Origin of the sequence: Mesorhizobium sp. AR02 (assembly GCF_024746835.1) — a bacterium.
In the GTDB taxonomy this organism is placed as follows: Bacteria; Pseudomonadota; Alphaproteobacteria; order Rhizobiales; family Rhizobiaceae; genus Mesorhizobium.
On sequence record NZ_CP080530.1, the window covers coordinates 164,547 to 186,908 of the forward strand.

Annotated in this window: 19 protein-coding genes and 2 pseudogenes; 16 read left to right on the forward strand and 5 right to left on the reverse strand. The window is 58.3% G+C overall.

All coding sequences use genetic code 11. The features are described from left to right. Positions 1 to 40: 40 nt before the first annotated feature. Positions 41 to 1,369 (reverse strand): oxygen-independent coproporphyrinogen III oxidase, encoded by a 1,329-nt coding sequence (gene hemN, locus DBIPINDM_RS00720; protein ID WP_258581016.1) that lies wholly within the window; start codon positions 1,367 to 1,369, stop codon positions 41 to 43. 1,301 nt (positions 1,370 to 2,670) lie between these two features. On the opposite strand from hemN, the gene DBIPINDM_RS00725 reads away from it, so the two are divergent. Then, positions 2,671 to 3,825, forward strand: coding sequence for a porin (locus DBIPINDM_RS00725; RefSeq protein ID WP_258581017.1), 1,155 nt, complete (start codon positions 2,671 to 2,673; stop codon positions 3,823 to 3,825). Between the two features lie 747 nt (positions 3,826 to 4,572). After that, on the forward strand, positions 4,573 to 6,201 hold the full coding sequence (locus tag DBIPINDM_RS00730; protein ID WP_258581018.1) for an IS1634 family transposase: 1,629 nt from the start codon (positions 4,573 to 4,575) through the stop codon (positions 6,199 to 6,201). Positions 6,202 to 6,273: 72 nt separating this feature from the next. On the opposite strand, the pseudogene DBIPINDM_RS00735 reads toward DBIPINDM_RS00730, so the two are convergent. Beyond that, positions 6,274 to 6,510 (reverse strand): annotated as a pseudogene (locus DBIPINDM_RS00735) (coproporphyrinogen III oxidase); the annotation flags it as partial. A 634-nt stretch (positions 6,511 to 7,144) separates the two neighbouring features. On the opposite strand from DBIPINDM_RS00735, the pseudogene DBIPINDM_RS00740 reads away from it, so the two are divergent. From DBIPINDM_RS00740 to DBIPINDM_RS00750, 3 genes and pseudogenes are all read left to right on the forward strand, one after another. Further along, positions 7,145 to 7,835: pseudogene (locus DBIPINDM_RS00740) on the forward strand (response regulator). 27 nt (positions 7,836 to 7,862) lie between these two features. Continuing rightward, entirely contained in the window at positions 7,863 to 9,326 is a 1,464-nt protein-coding gene (locus DBIPINDM_RS00745) for a type II and III secretion system protein family protein (protein WP_416361697.1), read from the forward strand. 10 nt (positions 9,327 to 9,336) lie between these two features. Then, positions 9,337 to 9,900 (forward strand): CpaD family pilus assembly lipoprotein, encoded by a 564-nt coding sequence (locus DBIPINDM_RS00750; protein ID WP_258581019.1) that lies wholly within the window; start codon positions 9,337 to 9,339, stop codon positions 9,898 to 9,900. 352 nt (positions 9,901 to 10,252) lie between these two features. Here the strand turns inward: DBIPINDM_RS00750 and DBIPINDM_RS00755 are convergent, their stop codons facing one another. The 3 genes from DBIPINDM_RS00755 to DBIPINDM_RS00765 all read right to left on the reverse strand — a co-directional run bounded on the left by DBIPINDM_RS00755 (position 10,253) and on the right by DBIPINDM_RS00765 (position 13,595). After that, the gene (locus tag DBIPINDM_RS00755; protein ID WP_258581020.1) at positions 10,253 to 10,612 is read right to left on the reverse strand and encodes a hypothetical protein; all 360 of its coding nucleotides are present in this window, start codon (positions 10,610 to 10,612) and stop codon (positions 10,253 to 10,255) included. A 149-nt stretch (positions 10,613 to 10,761) separates the two neighbouring features. Next, the gene (locus DBIPINDM_RS00760) at positions 10,762 to 12,600 is read right to left on the reverse strand and encodes an HrpF/NolX family T3SS translocon protein (RefSeq protein ID WP_258581021.1); all 1,839 of its coding nucleotides are present in this window, start codon (positions 12,598 to 12,600) and stop codon (positions 10,762 to 10,764) included. A 290-nt stretch (positions 12,601 to 12,890) separates the two neighbouring features. Further along, the gene (locus DBIPINDM_RS00765; RefSeq protein ID WP_258581022.1) at positions 12,891 to 13,595 is read right to left on the reverse strand and encodes a secretin N-terminal domain-containing protein; all 705 of its coding nucleotides are present in this window, start codon (positions 13,593 to 13,595) and stop codon (positions 12,891 to 12,893) included. Positions 13,596 to 13,780: 185 nt separating this feature from the next. Between DBIPINDM_RS00765 and DBIPINDM_RS00770 the strand changes: the two genes are divergently transcribed. The 11 genes from DBIPINDM_RS00770 to DBIPINDM_RS00820 all read left to right on the forward strand — a co-directional run bounded on the left by DBIPINDM_RS00770 (position 13,781) and on the right by DBIPINDM_RS00820 (position 22,183). Then, the gene (locus tag DBIPINDM_RS00770; RefSeq protein ID WP_258581023.1) at positions 13,781 to 14,275 is read left to right on the forward strand and encodes a nodulation protein NolB; all 495 of its coding nucleotides are present in this window, start codon (positions 13,781 to 13,783) and stop codon (positions 14,273 to 14,275) included. 9 nt (positions 14,276 to 14,284) lie between these two features. Beyond that, positions 14,285 to 15,151 carry a type III secretion system inner membrane ring lipoprotein SctJ gene (gene sctJ, locus DBIPINDM_RS00775; RefSeq protein ID WP_258581024.1) on the forward strand — a complete coding sequence of 289 codons (867 nt, stop codon included), beginning with the start codon at positions 14,285 to 14,287 and terminating at the stop codon, positions 15,149 to 15,151. Positions 15,152 to 15,163: 12 nt separating this feature from the next. Beyond that, complete coding sequence (locus DBIPINDM_RS00780; RefSeq protein WP_258581025.1) at positions 15,164 to 15,796, forward strand: nodulation protein NolU; 633 nt, start codon at positions 15,164 to 15,166, stop codon at positions 15,794 to 15,796. After that, positions 15,793 to 16,416 (forward strand): type III secretion system stator protein SctL, encoded by a 624-nt coding sequence (sctL, locus tag DBIPINDM_RS00785; RefSeq protein WP_258581026.1) that lies wholly within the window; start codon positions 15,793 to 15,795, stop codon positions 16,414 to 16,416. The genes DBIPINDM_RS00780 and sctL overlap by 4 nt, the downstream gene beginning before the upstream one ends. Further along, entirely contained in the window at positions 16,413 to 17,771 is a 1,359-nt protein-coding gene (gene sctN / locus DBIPINDM_RS00790) for a type III secretion system ATPase SctN (protein ID WP_318036880.1), read from the forward strand. Before sctL ends, sctN begins: the two co-directional genes overlap by 4 nt. After that, positions 17,747 to 18,283: a hypothetical protein gene (locus DBIPINDM_RS00795; protein ID WP_258581027.1), complete on the forward strand. Its 537-nt coding sequence runs from the start codon at positions 17,747 to 17,749 to the stop codon at positions 18,281 to 18,283. Before sctN ends, DBIPINDM_RS00795 begins: the two co-directional genes overlap by 25 nt. A 260-nt stretch (positions 18,284 to 18,543) precedes the next feature. After that, positions 18,544 to 19,386: a type III secretion system cytoplasmic ring protein SctQ gene (gene sctQ / locus DBIPINDM_RS00800; RefSeq protein ID WP_258581028.1), complete on the forward strand. Its 843-nt coding sequence runs from the start codon at positions 18,544 to 18,546 to the stop codon at positions 19,384 to 19,386. Continuing rightward, on the forward strand, positions 19,379 to 20,044 hold the full coding sequence (gene sctR / locus DBIPINDM_RS00805) for a type III secretion system export apparatus subunit SctR (protein ID WP_258581029.1): 666 nt from the start codon (positions 19,379 to 19,381) through the stop codon (positions 20,042 to 20,044). The genes sctQ and sctR overlap by 8 nt, the downstream gene beginning before the upstream one ends. 29 nt (positions 20,045 to 20,073) lie before the next feature. Further along, positions 20,074 to 20,322, forward strand: coding sequence for an EscS/YscS/HrcS family type III secretion system export apparatus protein (locus tag DBIPINDM_RS00810; protein ID WP_183465589.1), 249 nt, complete (start codon positions 20,074 to 20,076; stop codon positions 20,320 to 20,322). Positions 20,323 to 20,330: 8 nt separating this feature from the next. Continuing rightward, the gene (gene sctT, locus DBIPINDM_RS00815; protein ID WP_183465588.1) at positions 20,331 to 21,149 is read left to right on the forward strand and encodes a type III secretion system export apparatus subunit SctT; all 819 of its coding nucleotides are present in this window, start codon (positions 20,331 to 20,333) and stop codon (positions 21,147 to 21,149) included. Beyond that, on the forward strand, positions 21,146 to 22,183 hold the full coding sequence (locus DBIPINDM_RS00820; protein WP_258581030.1) for an EscU/YscU/HrcU family type III secretion system export apparatus switch protein: 1,038 nt from the start codon (positions 21,146 to 21,148) through the stop codon (positions 22,181 to 22,183). Before sctT ends, DBIPINDM_RS00820 begins: the two co-directional genes overlap by 4 nt. Positions 22,184 to 22,362 lie beyond the last annotated feature (179 nt).

Genomic DNA, 22,362 nt, shown 5'->3' on the forward strand with positions numbered 1-22,362 from the left:
GAAATCACTGCCCACGATCAGCGAAATGCGCAGCCTTCGCTCAGCGATTTGCGAGAAAGGCATCGAAGGCGGCAGCAACAGCGCGAATCACAAAGCGATGTTGCTGCCGCACGCGGATGATACCATCTTCGATGTCGACGATCCCGTCCTTGACCAGCATCGCCAAGCGTTCGGCGGAATCGAGAAAACGGATCGGATCAAATTCGTGGGCGGCACAGATTGCCGGCACATCGGCCTCCAAATCGCACATCAGCCGCTCGATGATTGCGGCTCGCACGCGGTCTTCGTCGGTGAGACGATAGCCCTGTGACGTCGCCAGACGGCCAGCTACGATATGACGGCTGTAGCAATCCCGTGTGACCTCGTTCTGGACGTAACCCTCGCCGACGCGCCCGATAGCCGACGCGCCGAAACCGATCAGGGTTTTGCAGGTATCGGCCGAGTAACCCAGTGAGTTGCGCCGCAGGCGCCCGGTTTTCTGCGCCAGCGCGAGTTCGTCGTCGGGCAAGGCGAAATGGTCGAGCCCGATCTCTCGGTAGCCGGCGGCAACCAGCGTCTCGGCCACGGCCGCAGCCTGTTCGGCACGGCCAGCACTGTCCGGCAGCGCTGTCTCCTCGATCAGGCACTGATTCTTTATAGCGGATGGAATGTGCGCGTAGCCGAACACCGCAAGCCGGTTGGGGCGCATGGCGACCGCCGCCGTCGCGGTCTCGACGCAGGACCGCACCGTCTGATGCGGGAGACCGAAGATCAGGTCGAAGTTGATGCGGCTTACTCCATGCCGGCGCAGCATTTCGACGGCAGCCGCCGTCTGCGCCTCACTCTGGACCCGGTTGATCGCTTTTTGAACGATGGGATCGAAGCTCTGCACGCCGAGGCTGGCGCGGTTCACGCCGGCTGCTGCTAAGGCTTCGGCCATCTCGGCCGTGAACGTGCGCGGATCGATCTCGACTGCAACGGCGGTCGTCTTCCTGAACGCGAAGCGGCGGCGGAGACACTCCATGATGGCCAAGAACTCCGCTGGCCCGATGAGGGTCGGCGTTCCGCCGCCGAAATGGACGTCGCTCACGGGCAGCGGCTGCGGCGTTTGCTCCGAGACCAAACGGATCTCGTCACGCACCACCGCCAGATAATTGAGGATCGGAGCATCTTGGCGGGTGATGGTAGTAGGGAAGCCGCAATACCAGCACACCGATCGGCAGAATGGAACGTGGAGATAGAGTGACACTGAGTTGTCAGCCGGTAGGTCCCTGAGCCATTCCGCATAAGCCTCTGCACCGACCGCCGCGGAGAACTCCGGCACAGTCGGATAGATGGTATACCAAGGCAGGCGGGCCTCGCGATATTTGGCCAGAAACGAAGTCTGCAACAGTTACCGTCCCATGCTGATAACAGTTATCCTTACCGCTGCGCTTTCCTGTGTCTTTGCGCTGTGTCAGTCCGTTCCGCTTTTCGCCGCGATTTGCCTTTTGCCAGTGTCAATGCTCACGGGGCGATGCCACCGCCGATGAGTCTCCGTTGGGATGGTATGAACACCTAGCCGGTTAGCTACGGCGCTATCGCTTCCCCCCGAGACCATCGCCCACACCGTTCGGCTCTACTTCCGCTCTCATTTTCAGCCGGGCGCCTAAATGTAACGTTGCTGGAGCGCGGCATTGCCGAATCCGGACGAAGTACGAGACTTTGCTCGCCGGCTGCTGGTTGAGGCTTATAAAGACCATCTGACATCTCGATGAGCTCGTGGTCACGCGTTGATCAGGACGGGAATGCGACGGGATTATCGAGGCCGCCGCAATGCCGAAACTGCCACGCACCTGCTTACCTGATTGCCGATAAAAGGACCGCGCCCAAGGCGCACGATGATCGATGCATCGGCAAAGCGCCAGGTGGTGCCGCAAGTCGAACATCGTTCTCACACGGTCTGAACAATCGCACCGAGAATTCGCATGCTGCTGCAAAAACCGAACGGGCCATCCCGGCCAGCGATCCAGAGGCGGTTTACAACGGTTCGCGTCGGTCTTCCCAGACCTGCGAAACCACCTTGTCCGGACTGGTTTCCACGCGATCATGGCCGGCTTCATACTGACTAGGCGCGGTCCTCCGCCCCAACCGGCCCGGCCGTCCTTCGACAATCGCGTGCCCGCCCTTGCTCGTGGATTGTGTCAGGGTCCGTTGGGGTCTCGTCTGATCATCGAGCGGTTCCGCCCAATGATGTCTCCCGAGGTTCCAAGCCGAACAAATGCTGTCACCATTGAACGAAACTGTCGCATATCGAACAAACAAACCAGATTCCAAACATTTGCCCTTCGTGCTCAGCCTGACGCCCAAAAACAAGAAACGCGACGCGAATGAGACTGGCCAATTTGAGGGTCAGCGCGCAGCTCACGTCTTCAGCGTGGCACGTGACTTGCACAATCGACTCTGAAAGCGGTTGTGACGGTCTGCCGATAATAGCGGAGATGACTATGGCCATGGCTCAGAAATGCGATTCCACGGGCCAACTGACAATTTTGGCTGACGAGTAGCGTCGAGCGCAGGGCGCCGACCCAGATCAGTGTGACGGATAATGGCGGAGAAGCAGCGCTATGCCATTCTCCTTCGATCATGGGACTGGTGAAGGGCTCATTCTTGGTCGCCCGCCCCCTTTTAATCTTTGAATGGAGATCAAGAATGAATATCAATAGCCTTCTTGTCGGCTCCGCTGCGGCCCTGACCGCAATTTCCGGTGCGCGCGGCGCCGACGCCGAGCTGGGACCCGCTGAACACGTCAAGATCTGCGACGTCTACGGCGCTGGCTACTTCTACATTCCCGGCACCGAGACCTGCCTGCGCATTGGCGGCTATGTTCGTCATGACATCGGCGCCGGCGACCTCGGCTCGAATGACGGCGCAAGAATTTCAGCTGTGAGAACTGGCGAGGATCGGGGAACATGGTGGAACACCACGCGCTTGGCATTAAAAACCTGGACGGGCCAGGAGACCGAACTCGGCACCTTTAAGACCTATTCCGAAACCCATTTCAACTTCGGCAACCGCAACATTTATCCGGGTCCGGATAGTCCTCAGAACTATGCCTTCAACAGTGACGTCATGTTGACTTTCGCCTGGGTTCAGCTTGGTGGCCTGCGAGTTGGTAAGGACTGGTCGGCCTTCGACACCTTTATTGGCCACGCCGGCAACGTTCTCAATGGCAAGCTTGCTCCTTACGGCGACGCTGACACCAACGTAATTCAGTACTACTTCGACGCCAGCAATGGCCTTTCGACTTTAGTTTCACTCGAGGAGGGCTCGAGCGCAGTCGGTACTATCGACAGCTATGTTCCGCACGTCGTCGGCGGCATGCGGTATACGCAAGGCTGGGGCGCGATCACTGGCGTTGTCGCTTATGATAGCAATTACGGGTCGGTGGCCGGCAAGGTCCGCCTTGACGTGAATGTCACCAGCGAACTTTCACTATTCGGAATGGTCGGCTACGGTTCCAACGGCAAGCTCAACGATGACTCCACTAACCTCATCGACGCCCACGGTCGTGGTTTCTACAAGCAGTGGGGGGGCGACTGGGCCTTCTGGGTCGGCGGCGCCTATTTGCTAAACGAGAAGACGTCGTTGAACCTGCGACTATCGGGCGATCAGTTCAAGAACTATGGTCTGGCTGCCAACGTCGCCTATACGGTCGTACCAGGTTTTACAGCGACGGTCGAAGTCGACCATTATCACTACGGCAATTTCGGCGTCGGCATGGTCGACCCTTCCAACATGAATTGGACTAACGCCGACAAAAAGAACAGCGTCGGCGGCATCGTCCGTTTCCAATACTCATTCTAACGGACTGAAAAGTTGCATCTCGGTGTCCTATTGAGTGGACCTATTGCCGCGTCCGTGTGAGCGAAAGCGAGTGTTAGCAGGGGCATGAGGAACTCGAAATTGCGGGATCTCAGCCGATAGTGCGACAGCTCAGTCCCAGGAATTCTAAAACCCCGTGTTGCTCTGGTTGCTTTGCAGCACGATCTTGACGACCGGTGCTGTACTGGTTCATTTAGAAGTTCCTGCTGCGCGTGATACTCAGGCGAGAATTTGCCCTTGCTGCTCAACCGGAAGACGCGGTCGGCGTGGAGGCCCGTCCCGTTCGGGACGCCGCTGCGCAGCACAGCGCGCCGTAGGAGACAATCGGTTGGCCAGAGAAGCCGCTTCCAGCGGGTCGCCCATAATCAGACGGTAACGACACAGCCGAGTTCCTGTTCGTGCCAGTGAACGATGCCAGTGCTACGGATCTTAGTCGCCGCGGCAGCCATAGCGCCAGGCGGCGCCGGCGTTCCGCCGCCGAAATGGACGTCGCTCACGGGCAGCGGCTGCGGTGTTTGCTCCGAGGCCAAACGGATCTCGTCACGCACCACCGCCGCATCTTGGCCCGACTTGAACAGTTGGAGGTGAACGGATGGCGAACGCTGTCCGTTAAGCTATTGACTTCACTCGCCTTGAGTTTTCGGCGCGAAAATGTGTGGTAACAACATTTGATCTGCTAGCCGCATGTTGTATGGATTTTATGGCATTTATTCGTCTAACAACGCTGGCATGTTTGTCGTTGAGAGAGTCGCGCGCGGCCACCGCTATCTTTACCTCGTGGAAAGTGTTCGCGACGGCAAAACCGTTCGCCAGCGCACGATAAAGGCGCTGGGCCGCAAGGATGCGCTGGTTGCCAGCGGCGAACTTGACAGATTGGCGGCCTCGATTGCGCGCCATGGCGAGCGCAGCCTCATCCTGTCCGACATTGACGCGGGGCGAATTGCCTCTCGCCGCATCGGCGGTCCGCTGTTGTTCGGGCGGCTGTGGGAGCGGCTCGGGATCGGCGATGTGCTGGAAGAGGTGCTGGAAGGGCGCCAGTTCGGCTTTGCGGTGGAACGGGCGGTGTTCATTGGCACGTTGCATCGGCTGTTCGTCTCGGGCTCGGACCGCGACTGCGCGAACTGGATGGCCGATTATGGTATCGAGGGCGCCGAGGGTCTGGCGCTCCATCACTTTTACCGGGCCATGGCGTGGCTGGGCGAGGAACTCGGCGAAAAGGCGCAAGGCGCGCTGGTGGCGCGCTGCGTGAAAGACGCGATCGAGGAAAAGCTCTTCGCGCGCCGGCAGGACCTGTTCACCGACCTCAGCCTTGTGTTCATGGACACCACCTCGTTGTCCTTCTACGGCGCGGGCGGCGAGACGCTGGGCAAGCGCGGGCATTCCAAGGACTTCCGCCCCGATCTGGCGCAAATGATCCTGGCGCTGGTCGTTGATGCCGAGGGCCGGCCGATCTGCACCGAGATGGTGCCCGGCAACACCGCTGACGTGACCGTCCTGTTGCCGGTGGTCGATCGGCTGCGAACGCGCTTCGGCGTCACACGCGCCTGCGTTGTCGCCGATCGCGGCATGATCAGCGCCGATACCATCGCCGCGCTCGAAAAGCTGGGCATGGAATACATTCTGGGGGCCCGCGAACGCTCGAGCAGCGTGATCCACAACGTCGTGCTCAATGACGCGGCACCGATGGTTCCGCTCGTTCTCGAGCGCCAGCGCGGTGAAACTCAGTTGTGGGTCAAAGAGGTCAAGGTCGGTAAAGACCGCTACATTGTCAGCCGCAATGACGCCGAGGCCGAGAAGGACAAGGCCGACCGCCAGGCGATCATCGCCGGCCTCGAGGCGCAGCTCAAGAAGGGCGACAAGGCACTGGTCGGCAACTCGGCCTACCGGCGTTACCTCAAGGCCAGCGGCAAGAACTTCAAGATCGATGTCGGCAAGCTTGCCGAGGAAGCCCGGTACGACGGCATCACCGTGGTGCGGACCAACGCGAAGGTGACCCCGCTCCAGGCCGTGCTGCGGTATCGCGATTTGCTCGAGGTCGAGAGCCTGTTCCGCGCCGCCAAGGCAACCTTCAATACCCGGCCGATCTTCCACCAATCCGATGCCGCCATCCGCGGGCATGTGTTTTGCTCGTTCCTGGGGCTCGTACTCAGCAAGGAACTGTACCGCCTCTGCCGGGCCAAAGGCCTGACGCCCGAATGGCAGCCGCTTCTACGCGATCTCGACCGCCTCCAGGAAGCCACCATCGAAAAGGATGGTCGCATCGTCACCACCAGAACCCACGTTACGGGCCAAGTAGGCAACGTCTTCAAGGCATCTGGCATCGCTCTGCCACACAACCTCGACGAACAACTCGCCTGAGATCATCCCCAAAATGTAGTGGTAACACGCGCCGGCGCGCGCCTAACGTGCTGATATAATAACATATTCTTACAGGCGGTGTTTAAGTGGGGCTTGGCGGGTGATGGTGGTAGGGAAGCCGCAATACCAGCACACCGATCGGCAGAACGGAATGTGGAGATAGAGCGACACTGAGCCGGCAGGTCCCTCAGCCATTGACCATGAGCCCTGGCATTGACCATGAGCCCTGGCACTGACCGCCGCGGAGAACTCCGGCACAGTCGGATAGATGGTGTACCAAGGCAGGCGGGCCTCTCGATATTTGGTCAGAAACGGTCACCGAGGTCGCCTTGAAACCACCAGAGCCGGCTTCTCCGCGCTCAGATGGAGCGGCAGCCTGGTCAGTGATCGCCGTTCTCGACGCTCTGATGACCCGAGCGCAAGCTCCCGGCCGCGGCACGAGCATCAGCCTCTGGCCGCGGCGTGTCACCCTAGATGAGCTTGATCGGGCCCGCCCTTCGGTGCGAACACATCATGCCACCGGCAGGGCAGCGTGCGACTCGCCGCGCCTGGCTGAAATGCGAATGCATCCATTATGTGTATACCTACAATCCGAACATTCGATTGTTCAAGTCACTTCTCGAAAGCTAACCCTTCGTAGCCACGGAATCATGGGGTTCTCGGGGCGACCTCGGCCTAACGAATGCAGGGGCCGCACGTAGGTGGACGATGCGCAGAGAAATTGCAGGCGGAGTTGTGGCATTTTGGGTTGACCAAGCGGCATTTCGGCCCGTCAACTCGTCTTCACATGTTCCATCCCCGCCTATTGCAGGAGTGCGGCTTGCATGCTCCTGCGATTACCCGTCGGAGAGAGGGTTACGAATACTGCGACGAGTTGCGCGACTTCTGCTGTCGCGCCATCCCATAGCGGTCGGTCACCTGTCCTACCTTGATAGGAGATGAAATGCGAACGCTGCTCGTTGACCATCATGCGGATCTTACGCGCGCCGTGCGAGTTGCGCTCGGCGATAGCGGTTTCGCCGTTGACGTCGTTGGTTACACTGGAACAGGCGTCGAGTGCATTCTGTTGCGCGAGCTATGAAATTCTTCTGCTGGAGTTGGTTCTGCCGGATGGCGATGGTCTGGATTGGCTGAGGCAGCTAAGGAGCGACGGACATTCAGTTCCTGCCGTCGTGATGAGCAACATCGACCATCTTGAGCAGCGAATTGCGGTTTTCAATGGTGGCGCGGACGACTTTCTGGTCAAGCCGGTGTTTACGGACGAACTCATCGCCAGAATGCGAGCTGTTCTGCGCCGGTCGACACAGATGACCGACCCGATCATCGTATTTGGCAATCTCCACTTCGATCCGATCGGCCGTCAGGTTTCCGTTGCTGGTCATCCGCTGATGGCCGCACGCCGTGAACTATGTATTCTAGAGCATCTGCTCAACCGTGCAGGCCGCATCGTGCCGCGTGCGCACTTGGAAGATCACCTCTATTCGTTCAACGATGAAGTATCTGCCAACGCGCTTGAAGTCGGAATCTATCGCTTACGCGGACATCTCAATAGGTCAGGTGCAACGCCGCGGATCAAGACCGTGCGCGGCATTGGTTACATTCTCGAATGTCCGACTAGCGCGACATCCGCATAGTTGGTCGAATTGAAAGAAAAGACTGCCTTGAAAATCATTCCAACTGGTCATGCGGGCACTGATCCGCGGCCGCCGCTCATCGTCGGCCAGAGACCTATTTTTTCGCGCTACTTGAGCCATGTCCTCTGCGCGCTCATTTTGTTTTCTCCCCTTCCCGCCACTGCCCAGAACAAGCAGGTTCAAGCGGCACCGCGTGCCGCTTCCAACAGCATCAACGCCACGCTGAACCTTTCCTCTTCGCTCGGCAAGACAGTTCATTTGCCCGCGGCAGCCGCGACTATCTTTGTTGCCGACCCGGCGATCGCCGATTATCAGGCACCCTCAAGTAAAACCATCTTCGTATTTGGCAAGAAATCCGGGCAAACGAGCCTATTCGCCCTGGACGAAAACGGCGAGGCTCTCGCTGAGTTTCGTATCGTCGTCACGCAACCGATCGGGGAACTGCGCGCCATGTTGAGGGACCAGGTCGGCGACTATCCGATCCGAGTCAGCTATACGCCGCGCGGTGCCATCTTAAGCGGTACAGCGCCCGATGCCGAGACCGTCGACACGGCGAAAAGAGTTACTGAGCAATTTCTCGGGGACGGTGCGCAGGTCGTCAATAACATCAAGGTCGCTGGATCCTTGCAGGTTAACCTCAGTGTCCGCGTAGCGGAGGTCTCCCGTAGCGCGATGAAGGCACTCGGCATTAACCTGTCCGCCTTCGGTCAAGTCGGCAATTTCAAAGTGGGTCTATTAAGCGGCAAAGGTGCTGGCGCTGGTGCGGCGAATGGGGGCGGTACAGCAGAAATCGGATTCGACAATGGTGCTGTGAACGTCGGCGCGGTTCTCGATGCGCTCGCCGAGGAGCACATCGCTTCCGTGTTGGCCGAGCCAAACCTCACCGCTATGTCAGGTGAAACTGCCAGCTTCCTGGCCGGGGGCGAATTTCCCATCCCTGTCTTGCAGGAAAAGGGGCAAGTCTCGGTTGAATTCCGTCACTTCGGCGTCAGCCTAGAATTCGTGCCAACCGTTCTCAACAACGACCAAATCAATATTCGCGTAAAGCCGGAAGTCAGCGAACTATCGTCTCAAGGGGCTGTTCAAATCAACGGCATCTCCGTGCCGGCAATTTCCACCCGCCGTGCCGACACGGTCGTCGAACTCGCCAGCGGGCAGAGCTTCGCGATTGGTGGACTCATCAGGCGGAGCGTCAACACTGATATCAGTGTTTTTCCTTGGCTGGGCGAGTTGCCGATCCTTGGCGCCCTGTTTCGTTCGTCCTCATTTCAAAAGCAAGAGACGGAACTGGTTATTCTGGTGACGCCTTACATCGTAAGGCCAGGATCGAACCCCAACCAGATGAGCGCACCGACGGACCGGATGGGGTCGCCTTTGGACCAGGGGGCCACTCTGACGAATTCGTTGGCAAGTCCGCCAGGAGACCAGCGCCCTAGTCCCCGCACTGGTGCGTCAGGCGCTAAGGGCGGCCTCGGCTTTATCATTGAATAGCGGTCTACGAATGACGTTGCGGATCATAAGTCTGGTGGTCACTCTGACGGTAAGCGTAAGTGGCTGCACAAGCACCGCGCCGATTGTCGAGCCATTGGCACCGATCCTTATCGGGCAGGAGACCACCGTACTAACGTTACACAGCCTTCGCGCTTCCGAACGGCGGCGTTTGCGCGTTTTCCTTGAAACGGCAAGTCACGGCCGGCGCGATGCCCTTCACCTCCTTATCAGCGGGGCGTTCGGGCTCAGCGCAGAGGCCGTCCATGAGGCCAGGCAGATGGGCATCGGCGCCTACAACATCCATTTGCTCGACCAAACCAACGGCGGCGCAGTGCGAATAGAGGCGATTGTCTATCGTGCCCGCCCTCCTGTTTGTCCTTCGTATTCCGGCCCTTTACTCAATGACAAGTCCTTCGACCAGACGCTTGGCTGTTCGATACGCCATAACCTGGCGGCAATGGTCAGCGATCCGCGCGATTTGCTCGACAACAAGGCTGTCAAACCAAGCGATGGTGATCGTGCGGCTGTACCAGTAGCCAGATACAGGACCTTCGCGAAGGGCAATGACGGCTGATGTCAAGTCGTCTCGTCTCTACCTGGTACACCCTGGCAGCTGCTCCAGCACCTACGCGCGGACCCATCGGATTTGGCGCAGGATCATCGCCTCATCGAGGTCGTTGACCTGCGACGATCCAGATGGAAAACAGCTGCCCCCTTACCACACTAGGGCGCACTTGAGTGGACGTTGCAGGCTCGCGACTTTCCTTGGTGAGACAGCCGCTACTGTCACGCTGATGGTGTGAACGGAGTTGAGAGGATCCGCTCCAAGGCACCTTTTGAGGCAAGACGATGGCGCAGGCATGCGCACTGAGCGGACTCTTTGTTGGCGTTTTAAGCTTCGCGTACCTGAAGTGCCACCGCTTGGATCAATGGCCAGGCGCCCAAATATTGGCCGGTTCGTGTCGAACAAGATGGCGCGGCGCCGTGCTCCAGGCGGCGAGTGTTGCGGGGCCGGCGGTGCCCCATGGCCGCCGGAGGATCACTTTCTTCAGCGGGCGCTGCGCCTCAGCTTGATGGCGCCGTGCGTCGGCGCGCCCGAGCTGGCCGGCGCCACGCTTAATTTTCTGCCGCAATCGAGAACGCGTTGTCAAACCCAAGTCGCATTGGGCCTTGATGATCGCTCTGCTTTGGCGCGCACAATCCCCTCTGCCGGGTTCTTTTGTCGAGCTCTCCTTCTCACCTGCCCGGTGTGACACCACTTCAAAGGCGCAGGTCAGCTGGATCAAGCCGGACCTGCTCTAGACACTTTGGAATAGATGGCGATCTGGCGATCTTCCAGGCGCGCCGGTCAGATCGATAGCGCCGCGGCAGCAAAGTTTACGCGGCCGCTGATTGGCAGGATGGGGGAGCGCGCCGAGGAAGCGCAATCCGTTTATCAGGCGACGTTCTGAGATAATTGCGGCGTGCTGATCGGGCTAGGAATACCTGCGGCGGGGATCGGTTCCGCATTCAGGCGTGCCTGCAGATTGTTCAAATACTCTTCTGCATAGGTTTGCGCCGTTGAAAGCGGCAGATTGATGCCGGCCGTCGCAGCCTCTTCCATTGCCTTCCTGATGAGCCCGTTGCGAATCGCGAGTTTGACCTGGGGGCCGGCGACAAGACTGACCGCCTGCGCTGCGACACCGAGGCCAGCTTCCAGCAGCGCCTGCTTCATATTGCCTCCGGTAATAGCTGTACGGACAACATTTAACGCTTGCGCCTCGCACGCAAGCGCCATCGATGCGAGATCGGCCACTTGGCCCACGGCCGGAATGAAGCTGAGTAGACCAACCGCCGTCGCAGTCCAATCAACCACTGTCGAGTACACCTTGAGCACGTCGCCGACTGTGTGGATGAAGGCCCCGCCGTTCTTTTTGGAAGACTTGATATCGGGCTGGTCCGCCGCACCCATCATCATGTCCGCGACGGCCTCCTGCTCTGCAGCGGCTTCAGGCACATGGGTTTTCGTTTTCTGAACGGTGCTGTTCGCAACAGACATGTTGCCGTAGAATTGCGCGAAGTCTTTTTTGCTGATGTTACCGGAATCGACCGTATGCCCGCCGCCGAAGTCGAAGAACTCATTGTGGGTCTTATAGCCCGTAATTGAATTGTTCAGCAAACCGAACAAAAGCGGATCGGAGAGTAACTGCGAGGCCGTTTGGCGTACCTTTGGATCGAGGCTCTTGTCGTCTGCCATGCTCGCCAGTTTGTCACGAGTCAGGTCACCGCTCCCAAAGAAGGCGCGCTGATTGCTGTTAATCATCTTGAGCGTGTTCAGCTCGGTTTGCGTGAGGCTCATTGACGATGTAGCGGCTTTGAGGAACTCGTCTTTATGGACCGTATCTGAACCACCGCACAGCTGCTTCCAGACATCCGGGTGATTTAGGAAGTGTTGAGCAGCCGCAATGACCTGAGGCGGACATTTGCCGGTTTTCGCTTGGCCGTCGACGATCCGCTTGAAATCAGCCAGGCTTAGATCCTTAGGCAGGTCGTCGGAGTACCGGTAAAGCTCGCGCAATGCATCGCTCAAGGTCATGACCGAAGGCTGAGCATTTCCGGCGCTGTCGGATGGAATGTAGTTCTGCTGGTAGCTTTGCGCCTGCTGGTCCTGAAATTCGGCAACTTGTGAGTGATGGTGGGAAAATCCAGACAAATCCTTCGCCGTGATCTTGCCTCCACAGCGACCATCGCCCTGCGATCCGATCGCGTAAAAGAGTTCGGGATCCTGCTGCAGTCCTTCGATCGCCGCTTTCAGATCCGGCGGCGTAGAGGGATCATTGGCTTTATCGCCAAGCGACTCCCAACTGAGTGGGCATTGGTCCTTGTGACGGTTCAGCACTGCCACGATCTGCAACTCGGCCTTGGTTAGCGAGCCGCCGTTCCACGTAATTCTCGAGCTTGGCACGGGAGCCGGCGATATGAAATCGGAGGCGATCGCAGGAGGCTGCGGGGCCTGATCCATCGATTCGATTGCCGCCTTCATATGCGACGGCAGCAGGTCCAATGGGTGCTGCCGCAAATCTTCCAACGTCGATTCGACATCCGGCGCCAGCGGACCCCGGAGCGCGCCAGGATTGGTCATGTCTCCGAGCAAGTAGGTGGACAGCATTGCCTCGAAGGACGATGCGCTTTGCTGAGTCTGCAATACCGCGGCAGAAGGCTTCAGGCCCGACCATGCCTGTACGGGCTGTGGGAGATTCGAGGTGATGGATGATGAAAGGTTGCTGGCCGACATTGTGCATCCTCAGACGTGACGTTGAAATCCCAACAAAGGCCTCATGTAAGCCAATGTTTCACGAACGTTCCGAGCGTTGGCCGGTCGCCAAAATGGCCCCTAGCAGTGCCTTTAATTGCTCCGCTCGTTGTTAGCCCCAAGGTCAATTCCAGCCAAAAGCCAGCGACATGGGGCTTCCGATTCCCATCATGAGCGGCTTAGCTTTCGAGAAACTGACGAATTTCAGAAGAATTCACAATCAGGAGCGGCCGACGTGATGATTTCTCCAGAAGCTGCGGCGTCTCCTTAGATCATCTCTGGCTCAGCTCAGGCTTCCCTGCAACGCTATCCGGTTGCGGCACGTCAGAAGAATAAGAGACTTCCGGTTGTCCGTTACGGACGACCGTGGTGGAGGAACCCCGAAACAATATCAGTACCGATTCCCTTGGCGGCGTCTCAGCGACGTGAGGCTGCGCCTGCGCCTCGGCCACAAGGCCGTTGAACGTCTGCTCCACGAGCGCGATGAAGCGCGGTGGACCGGAAACAAGGACGAGGCCATTTCCGGGCGTGGGTCTCACTACATAGCGGTCATCGGAGATGCCAAGCCTATCGAGGGCGCCGTTGAAGGCATCGAAACGAACCGAAGTGAGCACAAGCATCCGAGTTTGCGCTTCTTTTGCAGCGGACACATAGAGCACAAGCCCATCATAGTACCATTGGAGATGGTACAGGTTGGTCAAGCGGTCCAGGAACTCGCGCGGTGGCAAATCCGGCATACGCCCGCGAATCCGCCCCTTCACCTCGGCGCTGATATTGACCCTGACGTTCAGGTTGTTGCCGAATTCCTGCAACGCGGCAGTGAGATCCTGATCTAGAACCGTATACCTATAGGGTGTCGAGGGAAGCGATAGGGGGGCGCCGACAGTTGTTTGGATGCCGGCGGAGAGAAACAACCCGACACAGAGAAGTCTTTTCACGCTGTGCAGGATGGTGGATCGTATGAACGTTCTTGGCATCTCGCCCTGATAAACCAAAGGATGGAATTTTCACAAGTCACCAAAGTCGTCAAAGTGACTTTAAGTGACCAACCGACGCTCCCGTCAGCTTGTCGTCAGCTCGCCTCCCTAAGGGATTGACTCAACAGCGGGCGATGAACCGGCTGGACTCATCACACGTTAAAGAGAAGCAATCGAGTCCTTGTATGATGATGCCTGTCACGTCGATCCCTGCCAGTGTTACTGACAGTCTCTCCAGGGTTGGCTCACCGTCATTCGGCGAGCAGGCCCAGTTTGACCACGCTCTAGCCCAGGCGGCTGCCTCGATGAAAAACGATGCCGCTGCGGCGGCGCCTGTTCCTCCGCCCTTGGATGTTCAACGCGCGACTGCGCAGACAAGTCCACTGGGACACCGCGTGCTGCAGGCGATTTCTTCGATGCACGGGGACAATGCAGTTACTTCTGCCGCGCCCGACCATCAGGTAGCCCTTCCGAAGGGCGCTCTACCGGGTGCGGCTGAGAGGCTTCCGGTCGAAGGTGGGGCAACGGGGACGTCGGACGTTCCGCGAGCAGGGGGTGACTTCGAAGCGATGGTTGCTGGTCTGCGGGATCTCTACAACGGCGTCACCCAGGTTGCCCTTGTTTCCAAAGGTGTCAGCGGCATCACCTCATCGGTGAACAAACTAATAAAAGAAGGATGAACAGCGCGAATGATTGGCTTAGCCCATGGCGAAATCATGCGTAGTCGCCCGTCTGGTCGGCGATCGCTTCATTTTGTCGTGCTGCCACTTCTCTTCGCCTTGAGTGGTTGCAAGGTCGATCTCTACACGCAATTGCAGGAGCGCGAGGCGAATGAGATGCTGGCGCTTCTGATAGACAACGGAGTTGACGCGGTCCGGGTTGCCGCTAAGGACGGGACCAGCACGATCCAGGTTGACGAAAAGCGGCTTGCCTTCTCAATCAACCTCTTGAATGCCAAGGGGCTGCCGCGCCAGTCTTTCAAGAACATCGGCGAGATATTCGAAGGATCAGGACTGATTGCCTCGCCGACCGAGGAGCGCGCCCGTTACGTTTATGCTCTGAGCGAAGAGTTGTCGCGCACGATCAGCGATATTGATGGCGTCTTCTCAGTACGTGTTCATGTCGTTCTGCCGAATAACGACCTGTTACGAGCGGGCGGCACGCCATCCTCGGCCTCGGTCTTTATCCGGCACGACGCCAAAGCAAATCTTTCCGTTCTGCTGCCGAAAATAAAGATGCTCGTCGCCGACAGCATCGAAGGCTTGTCCTACGACAAGGTCGAAGTGGTTTTGGTGCCAGTGGAACGGTCCGTACATGAGCAACCCTCCGTACCGGCGACTGCGTTGGCCCAAGCGTCTAAATCCTTTCCTGCGCCACTTCTGGCGATCGTGATGGGTGTTGCCGCAGCTGTGTTCGCTGTGGCGTGCTATCTCTTAGCAAGTGTTCTTCGGCATCGGCGCAGACAATCATCGGGCGAATTATCCAAGATCGGGGGCCGCTCGGGTGTTTCCGCTGTCGAGGCCATTCGAAAAAAAATCATTGGCCGTGCGGCATAGGGGATATTCTCAATGCCCATTTCGATGCAGACTAGCGATCGCGATCATTCGTCGCAATTACGTTCCGTGTACTGGAGCAAGCTTGCTGCTTCGGCCCATCCGACTCGTCTTGCCGCCTGTCTAGATCCGACGTTATCGGCTGCGACAGTGGTGCAGTTGCAGACCTGTGCCAGGCTGCAGCCAAAATTGGCAGAATTGCTGCTTGACAATGACACGGATTCGAACGGATGCGGCTGGGGGCAGGATCTTCTGCAGGGGCATGACCCGCGTCGGGCTGCCCTCTTTGCGGGCAGTGTTTGGCATGCTCGTTCGCTGCTGAAGCTTGTTTCACAACGTCACCTCACGCTGCTAGTTGAACATATCGGCGCTGATGCGCACGCTTTTGGCATCCGACATCTGGCGTATGCGATCACAGGCAGTTTGATCGCTGATCCGAAAAAACTCGCGCTCCAAATTGAACACGATGGACATGCCTGCCTTGGTGCTTGGCTCGATCAGAGTCCAGTGCTTGCGCGTAACCGCGTGCTTCTACGGTTGCCCCTCGGGACAGCCGCCGAGAATCCAGCGCCCGAGCACGGCAATGCCTCAGGCCAGTTGTTTTCGCTCGTGCTAGCCCATTTTGAGACGGAGATCCCGGCGCTATGACAGCCGATGTTTCCGCGGCGCCCGTCGCACCGCAAATGCGCCCAGTTGGGCCACTGATACCGGCAAGTGAGCTCGAAATCTGGCAGTGCGCCGCAGAGGCGCGCGCTGCGGCAGAACGGCATCAGCAGCGGGTTCGCAGTTGGGCACGCGCCGCTTATCAGCGTGAGCGGGCGCGCGGCCAAATCGAGGGTTTGAATGCAGGCGCGGAGGAATTGGCACGGCTGATTGCGGGGACAGTCTCCGAAGTGGCGCAACGAAAGGCGGTTCTGGAGCGGGAACTGCCACAGCTCGTGATGGAGGTCCTAAGCGATATTCTGGGCGCTTTCGACCCGGGTGAGCTGTTGGTGAGGGCTGTTCGTCACGCCATTGAGCGCAAATATAGCGGCGCGGAAGTTTGCCTTCATGTATGCCCCATGCAAGTCGATATGCTCGCGCGCGAGTTTGCTGGATGCGACGGAAGGGAGGGTCGGCCGAGGGTTCGGATCGATCCGGATCCGACGTTGTCGCTTCAACAGTGCGTGCTGTGGAGCGAGTATGGCAATGTCGATCTGGGACTTGACGCACAGATGCGCGCGCTGCGTCTCGGCTTCGGGTTGCTGTCTGAGGAAGGCGAACCGTGACCACACCGGTACCAGAGCATAGTAATTTCGCTGGCATCCGGGCTCCCGATCCGGCGATCTCGTCTTTGAGGTCTGCAGCAAAGCAAATCGACACGCGTGTGGTGCGCGGACGGATCACGCGGGCTATCGGTACACTGGTCCATGCTGTCTTGCCGGACACTCGTATTGGGGAACTTTGTCTCCTACAGGATCCGCGAACCGGACTGTCGCTGGAAGCCGAGGTGATCGGCCTGTTGGATGATGGGGTGTTGCTTACGCCGATCGGCGACTTGGTCGGCCTGTCCAGCCGAACAGAAGTCGTGGCCACCGGACGAATGCGAGAAGTGCCAGTCGGCCCCGATTTGCTCGGCCGCGTGATTGACAGCCGTTGCCGTCCACTTGACGGCAAAGGCGAAGTTAAAACGGCCGAAACTCGTCCGCTGCGCGGCAGGGCACCCAATCCGATGACAAGGCGCATTGTTGAGCGGCCATTCCCGCTCGGAGTCCGTGCCCTGGATGGTCTCCTGACATGCGGCGAGGGCCAGCGAATCGGGATCTATGGCGAGCCTGGTTGTGGCAAGTCGACGTTATTGTCGCAGATCGTAAAAGGTGCCGCCGCTGACGTTGTCATAGTCGCCCTCATAGGCGAACGCGGACGTGAAGTTCGTGAATTCATCGAGCGGCATCTTGGGGAGGCCGGCCTGCGCCGTACGGTCGTTGTCGTTGAAACGTCCGACCGCTCAGCGGTGGAGCGGGCGCAATGTGCTCCGATGGCGACTGCGCTAGCCGAATATTTTCGCGAACAGGGACTACGCGTCGCTCTCATGATGGACTCGCTGACGCGCTTCTGCCGCGCCATGCGAGAAATAGGCCTCGCTGCTGGTGAGCCGCCGACCCGACGGGGCTTTCCTCCTTCCGTGTTTGGCATGCTGCCAGGCCTGCTGGAGCGGGCCGGCATGGGTGAGCGCGGCTCGATCACGGCCTTCTACACTGTGCTTGTCGAAGGTGATGGCACAGGTGATCCAATCGCCGAGGAATCGCGCGGCATTCTCGATGGCCATGTCGTCCTCTCACGCGCTATCGCGGCGCGATCGCATTTCCCCGCCATCGATGTGCTGCAGAGTCGCAGCCGCGTGATGGATGCGGTCGTTTCTGGGACACATCGCAAGGCAGCATCCTTCTTCCGCGATCTCCTGTCGCGCTATGCCGAGAACGAGTTTTTGATCAATGTCGGCGAATACAAGCAAGGCGGCGACCCCCTAACTGACCGGGCTGTCGCGTCGATTGGCGAGCTGAGGGAATTTTTGTGCCAGACCGAAGGCGAGGCGTCGCATTTCGAGGAGACGGTCGCATGGATGTCGCGTCTGACCGCGTGAATCGTGTTCAGGCCTCAAGGTTACGGCTCCTGAAGGAAATGCAAGAGCGTGGTGCCCGTAGGGAGCTGTCCAGGAAGGAAACCGAGCGCCATATGGCCACCTTAGCCGTACACAATGCCTCGCAGGGGCTTGCAATCGCACAGCAACATTGCGCTTCGGCCGAAGCAGCGCTCTACCAAGAGCTGATGACGCTCGACAGCTTGTCCAGCGCAGCACTCGACCGTCACGACCTTTGTATTGACCGGCTTGCGGCTGAGATCGCTTTCAAACGCCAGATGCTTGATGATGCACGCCTTGCTCAAGAAAAGGCCGAGATAGCGGCATCTGAGAAGAGGGAGCTATGGGTCAGATGTTCGGCGGCAACGCACAAATGGCAACAAATCGACGATGACGTCAGGCGCGCCGTCGATATTCAGTCGGATGCCGCAGGCGAGATAGAGGCCGACGATGAAATGTTGCTTCGGTATGGGAGGGTTTCTCTCGCCCAGATGTCGCGCAGCCAGATCCGATAACCGCAGGTTCTGTGAATGACGCGCTCGTGCAGTTTAGAGCCGCTTTGGTAACCACTGTGGTCAGACCCGCTATACTCGAACCAGCGCTAACACTGTCCCACGAGGTCGCCTCGTGGCTCAATGATATAGCGACTTCCCGCACGCCGTTTCAGAGCCGGATCGGCGACAAGTCGCTATCGCTGCGGATGGGCGGAGTTGTGTGGCAGCAGGAACCTAATGCCATTCCGATGCTTGACTGCATTTGGCGGGTGGGAGGTGAAATGGTCGTCTTGTCGCTGTCCCGACCGCTTGTAGAGGCGCTCGTCTCGACAGTGCAGAGTGGCCTTGCTTTCCCTTCCGAGCCAACTGCTTCGCTCATTCTCGAACTTGCACTCGAGCCGCTGATAGCTCGCCTGGAGCATAGGACACAGCGGAGCGTGCACCTCCTTTGCGTGCGTGAAGCCATGACACCGGCACCTTATCTCGAGCTGGATATCGTCTTCGGTCCCGTCAGTGGCAAGGGTCGTCTGTCCCTGTTCTCGCCTCTTGATGGCTTGGTGCCGTCTTCGTTCCGCGCTTTGGGCGTACTGATTGGGCAGTTGCCGCGACAGCCGCGCGGGCTTTCCACAGAGCTTCCGGTCATAGTTGCAGGAGAGATCGGCACGCTTCGCGTTCCGGCGGCGCTTCTTCGAAGAGCATGTGCCGGTGATGCTCTGATACCAGATATAGCGCCGTTCGGCCGTGGCCAGATCACCCTATCAGTGGGTCAGTTATGGACCGAGGCAGATCATGAGGGCGACCACCTAATCCTGCGGGCGCCTTTCCGCCCGCGATCGTGCCCGTTGGAGAATGCGCATATGAAACAACCCGAATCTCAACTAGGGCCGTCGGAAGCCGATCTCGACGAAATCGAGATCGTGCTTGTCTTTGAATGCGGTCGCTGGCCTATCCCTCTAGGAGAATTGAGGAGTGCCGGCGAAGGGCATGTTTTCGAACTTGGTCGGCCGATCGATGGTCCAGTCGACATAGTTGCTAATGGTCGGCGTATCGGGCGTGGCGACATTGTGCGCATCGGAGATGAGCTGGGCATCAGACTCTGCGGCAGATTGGCATGCAATGACTGAGATTCAGCCGGCCGTCCTGACGCTTCTTGCGGTTACCGCCGGACTCGGGCTGCTGGTTTTAGCAGTCGTCACGACGACGGCGTTCGTAAAGGTATCGGTTGTTCTATTCCTCGTCCGCAATGCGCTCGGGACCCAGACGATACCACCGAACGTGGTACTATACGCCGCGGCATTGATCCTCACCATGTTCGTGAGCGCGCCTGTTATTGAACAGACCTATGATCGCCTCACAGATCCGAAACTGCGTTATCAGACGATCGATGACTGGATAAGCGCCGCTCAAGAAGGAAGTGAACCCTTGCGCGATCATCTCAAGAAGTTCACGAACGAAGAGCAGCGGCGATTTTTCCTTTCCTCGACTGAAAAAGTCTGGCCAGAGGAAATGCGCGCCAAAGCCACACCTGATGATTTTGCCATTCTCGTACCATCTTTTCTAATTTCAGAACTCAAGCGTGCATTCGAAATCGGCTTTCTCCTTTATCTGCCCTTTATCGTCATCGATCTTATCGTAACGACAATCTTGATGGCGATGGGCATGTCAATGGTATCCCCGACGGTTATATCTGTACCTTTCAAACTATTTTTGTTTGTCGCTATTGATGGCTGGTCGAGATTGATGCACGGACTTGTGTTGAGTTACACGATACCGGGAGGTTAACTATTACTGAATCGACTATTGTCACACTTATGAGCCAATCTTTGATGGTTTTCATGATCTGGATTCTGCCGCCGCTCATTGCATCGGTGGTTGTTGGCCTGGGCATTGGCATCATCCAGGCGGCAACGCAGATTCAGGATGAAAGCTTGCCGCTCACGGTGAAGCTTCTGGTCGTTGTCGCGGTAATTGGCCTGTTTGCCCCTGTGCTGAGCGCCCCGCTCATAGAGCTTGCCGACCAGATCTTTACTGAGTTTCCCGCAATGACACCAAGCTACTAGCCTCCGCCATGTATGCGTCATCGGGCGAGATTCAAATCCTGATCCATGCGGCTCTCGAGCTCGTCGTTGTGGCCAGTCTTGGCGCAGCCCGCGCGATAGGCATTATGCTGGTACTTCCTGTATTTACACGATCTCAGGTCGGTGGGCTGATCCGCAGCTGCCTGGCTGTTGCCTTCGGACTGCCGTGCTTGGCACAGGTGAGCGACGGGCTGCACGCGCTGGATCCTGAAACGGTTCTAATCCATGTAACTCTGCTCGGTTTGAAGGAGGTTTTTGTCGGCGTGCTACTTGGCACTTTGCTCGGCATCCCCCTATGGGGCCTTCAGGCGGCTGGTGAGTTTATCGATAACCAACGTGGCATCACCAGCCCGTCCGCTCCGACCGACCCCGCGACGAACAGCCAGGCTTCCGCTATGGGCGTTTTTCTCGGGATCACTGCAATTACGATCTTCGTCGCATCAGGAGGTATGGAGGCTGTCATCAGTGCTCTTTATGGCAGCTACCTGATCTGGCCCGTTTTTCGGTTTCACCCCACATTGAGCCCGCAAGGAGCAATGGAGCTATTAGGGCTCCTCGACCACATTATGCGCACGACATTATTGGTCTCCGGCCCTGTAGTGATCTTCCTGCTGCTGGTGGATGTATCAATGATGATACTCCGTCGCTTTGCGCCGCAATTCAAGTCGAGCCAACTGTCCCCGACGCTCAAGAATATCGGCTTTCCGATTATCATGGTCACCTACACCGCCTATCTGGTCGAGGGCATGAAACTGGAGATTGCACAAGCGAATGGCGCGCTTGAGTGGTTCGGCAAGTTGCTGAAATGAGCGACACGAGTGAAGAAAAGAATCACGCCGCCACCCCGACGAAGCTAAGGGAAGCGCGCAAAAACGGGCAGATACCGCGCAGCGCCGATTTCGTCCGCGCGGCCGGCACTTGCGCTGGGTTCGGCTACCTTTGGCTGAGAGGGAGCGTGATCGAAGACAAATGCCAGGAAGCGCTATTATTGGTCGACAAGCTGCAGAACCTTCCTTTCGATATCGCGGTCCGCCAGGCATTGGTCCTGCTGATCGAACTCACCCTGGGGGCCGTTGGCCCGCTGCTTGGAGCTCTCGTCGCCGCGGTAATTTTGGCGGGATTGATAGCCAATGGTGGATTTGTCTTCTCTCTCGAGCCTATGAAGCCCAAGTTTGAGAAGATTGACCCTTTTCAAGGGCTGAAACGCATGGTGTCTGCGCGTTCAGCAGTCGAGCTTGGGAAGACACTGTTTAAGGTAGTGGTCCTCAGCACCACCTTTCTTATCTTGCTTTTCGGCATGTGGAAGACGGTGATCTATCTGCCAGTCTGCGGCATGGGCTGTCTCGGCTTGGTCTTTACGGAGGCGAAACTGCTGATGGGGATTGGCGCCGGTGCACTTCTGGTGGGCGGGCTGATCGATCTCCTGTTGCAGCGTTCGTTGTTTCTGCGCGAAATGCGCATGACTAAGACCGAAGTGACGCGCGAGTTGAAGGAACAGCAGGGGACGCCAGAGTTGAAGAGTGAACGGCGTCGCATCCGCGACGAGACGGCTGGCGAGCCTCCGCTTGGGTTGAATCGCGCCACGTTGATCTTCAGAGGAAAGGCGATACTGGTCGGTCTTCGCTACATTCGTGGTGAGACCGGGGTGCCGGTCCTAGTTTGCCGCGCCGAGGGCGAGGCCGCTTCGCACATGTTCTGTGAGGCGCAGGCGCTACATCTCACTATTGTCGATGATCATGTCCTAGCGCATCGGCTCATCAGCGCGACGAAACTGGGCAACGCCGTTCCCAGGCAACATTTCGAGCCCGTCGCGAGAGCACTCTTCGCCGCAGGCTTAGCCTAGATGTGGCGCCTCAACAGGCTGTCCTCGGTGAGGCCGAGTCTGCTGATTGGCGTTGTGGGTTTAGGCTGCGGGTCTGTTCCACTAACCCGTCCTATTCAGTGCGCCCCGATGGCGCGTATCACCAGTGGAGGAAGGTTCCACCCAGATAGTAGTCGATTGGTCTGGTAGCTGACGAGCGG

Coding starts and splice junctions, on each gene's coding strand:
- DBIPINDM_RS00725 (WP_258581017.1), top strand. CDS start 2,671: ATGAATATCAATAGCCTTCTTGTCGGCTCCGCTGCGGCCCTGACCGCA.
- DBIPINDM_RS00730 (WP_258581018.1), top strand. CDS start 4,573: ATGTTTGTCGTTGAGAGAGTCGCGCGCGGCCACCGCTATCTTTACCTC.
- DBIPINDM_RS00750 (WP_258581019.1), top strand. CDS start 9,337: ATGACGTTGCGGATCATAAGTCTGGTGGTCACTCTGACGGTAAGCGTA.
- DBIPINDM_RS00760 (WP_258581021.1), bottom strand. CDS start 12,600: ATGTCGGCCAGCAACCTTTCATCATCCATCACCTCGAATCTCCCACAG.
- DBIPINDM_RS00765 (WP_258581022.1), bottom strand. CDS start 13,595: ATGCCAAGAACGTTCATACGATCCACCATCCTGCACAGCGTGAAAAGA.
- DBIPINDM_RS00770 (WP_258581023.1), top strand. CDS start 13,781: ATGATGATGCCTGTCACGTCGATCCCTGCCAGTGTTACTGACAGTCTC.
- sctJ (WP_258581024.1), top strand. CDS start 14,285: ATGATTGGCTTAGCCCATGGCGAAATCATGCGTAGTCGCCCGTCTGGT.
- DBIPINDM_RS00780 (WP_258581025.1), top strand. CDS start 15,164: ATGCCCATTTCGATGCAGACTAGCGATCGCGATCATTCGTCGCAATTA.
- sctL (WP_258581026.1), top strand. CDS start 15,793: ATGACAGCCGATGTTTCCGCGGCGCCCGTCGCACCGCAAATGCGCCCA.
- DBIPINDM_RS00795 (WP_258581027.1), top strand. CDS start 17,747: ATGGATGTCGCGTCTGACCGCGTGAATCGTGTTCAGGCCTCAAGGTTA.
- sctQ (WP_258581028.1), top strand. CDS start 18,544: ATGGTCGTCTTGTCGCTGTCCCGACCGCTTGTAGAGGCGCTCGTCTCG.
- sctR (WP_258581029.1), top strand. CDS start 19,379: ATGACTGAGATTCAGCCGGCCGTCCTGACGCTTCTTGCGGTTACCGCC.
- DBIPINDM_RS00810 (WP_183465589.1), top strand. CDS start 20,074: ATGAGCCAATCTTTGATGGTTTTCATGATCTGGATTCTGCCGCCGCTC.
- sctT (WP_183465588.1), top strand. CDS start 20,331: ATGTATGCGTCATCGGGCGAGATTCAAATCCTGATCCATGCGGCTCTC.
- DBIPINDM_RS00820 (WP_258581030.1), top strand. CDS start 21,146: ATGAGCGACACGAGTGAAGAAAAGAATCACGCCGCCACCCCGACGAAG.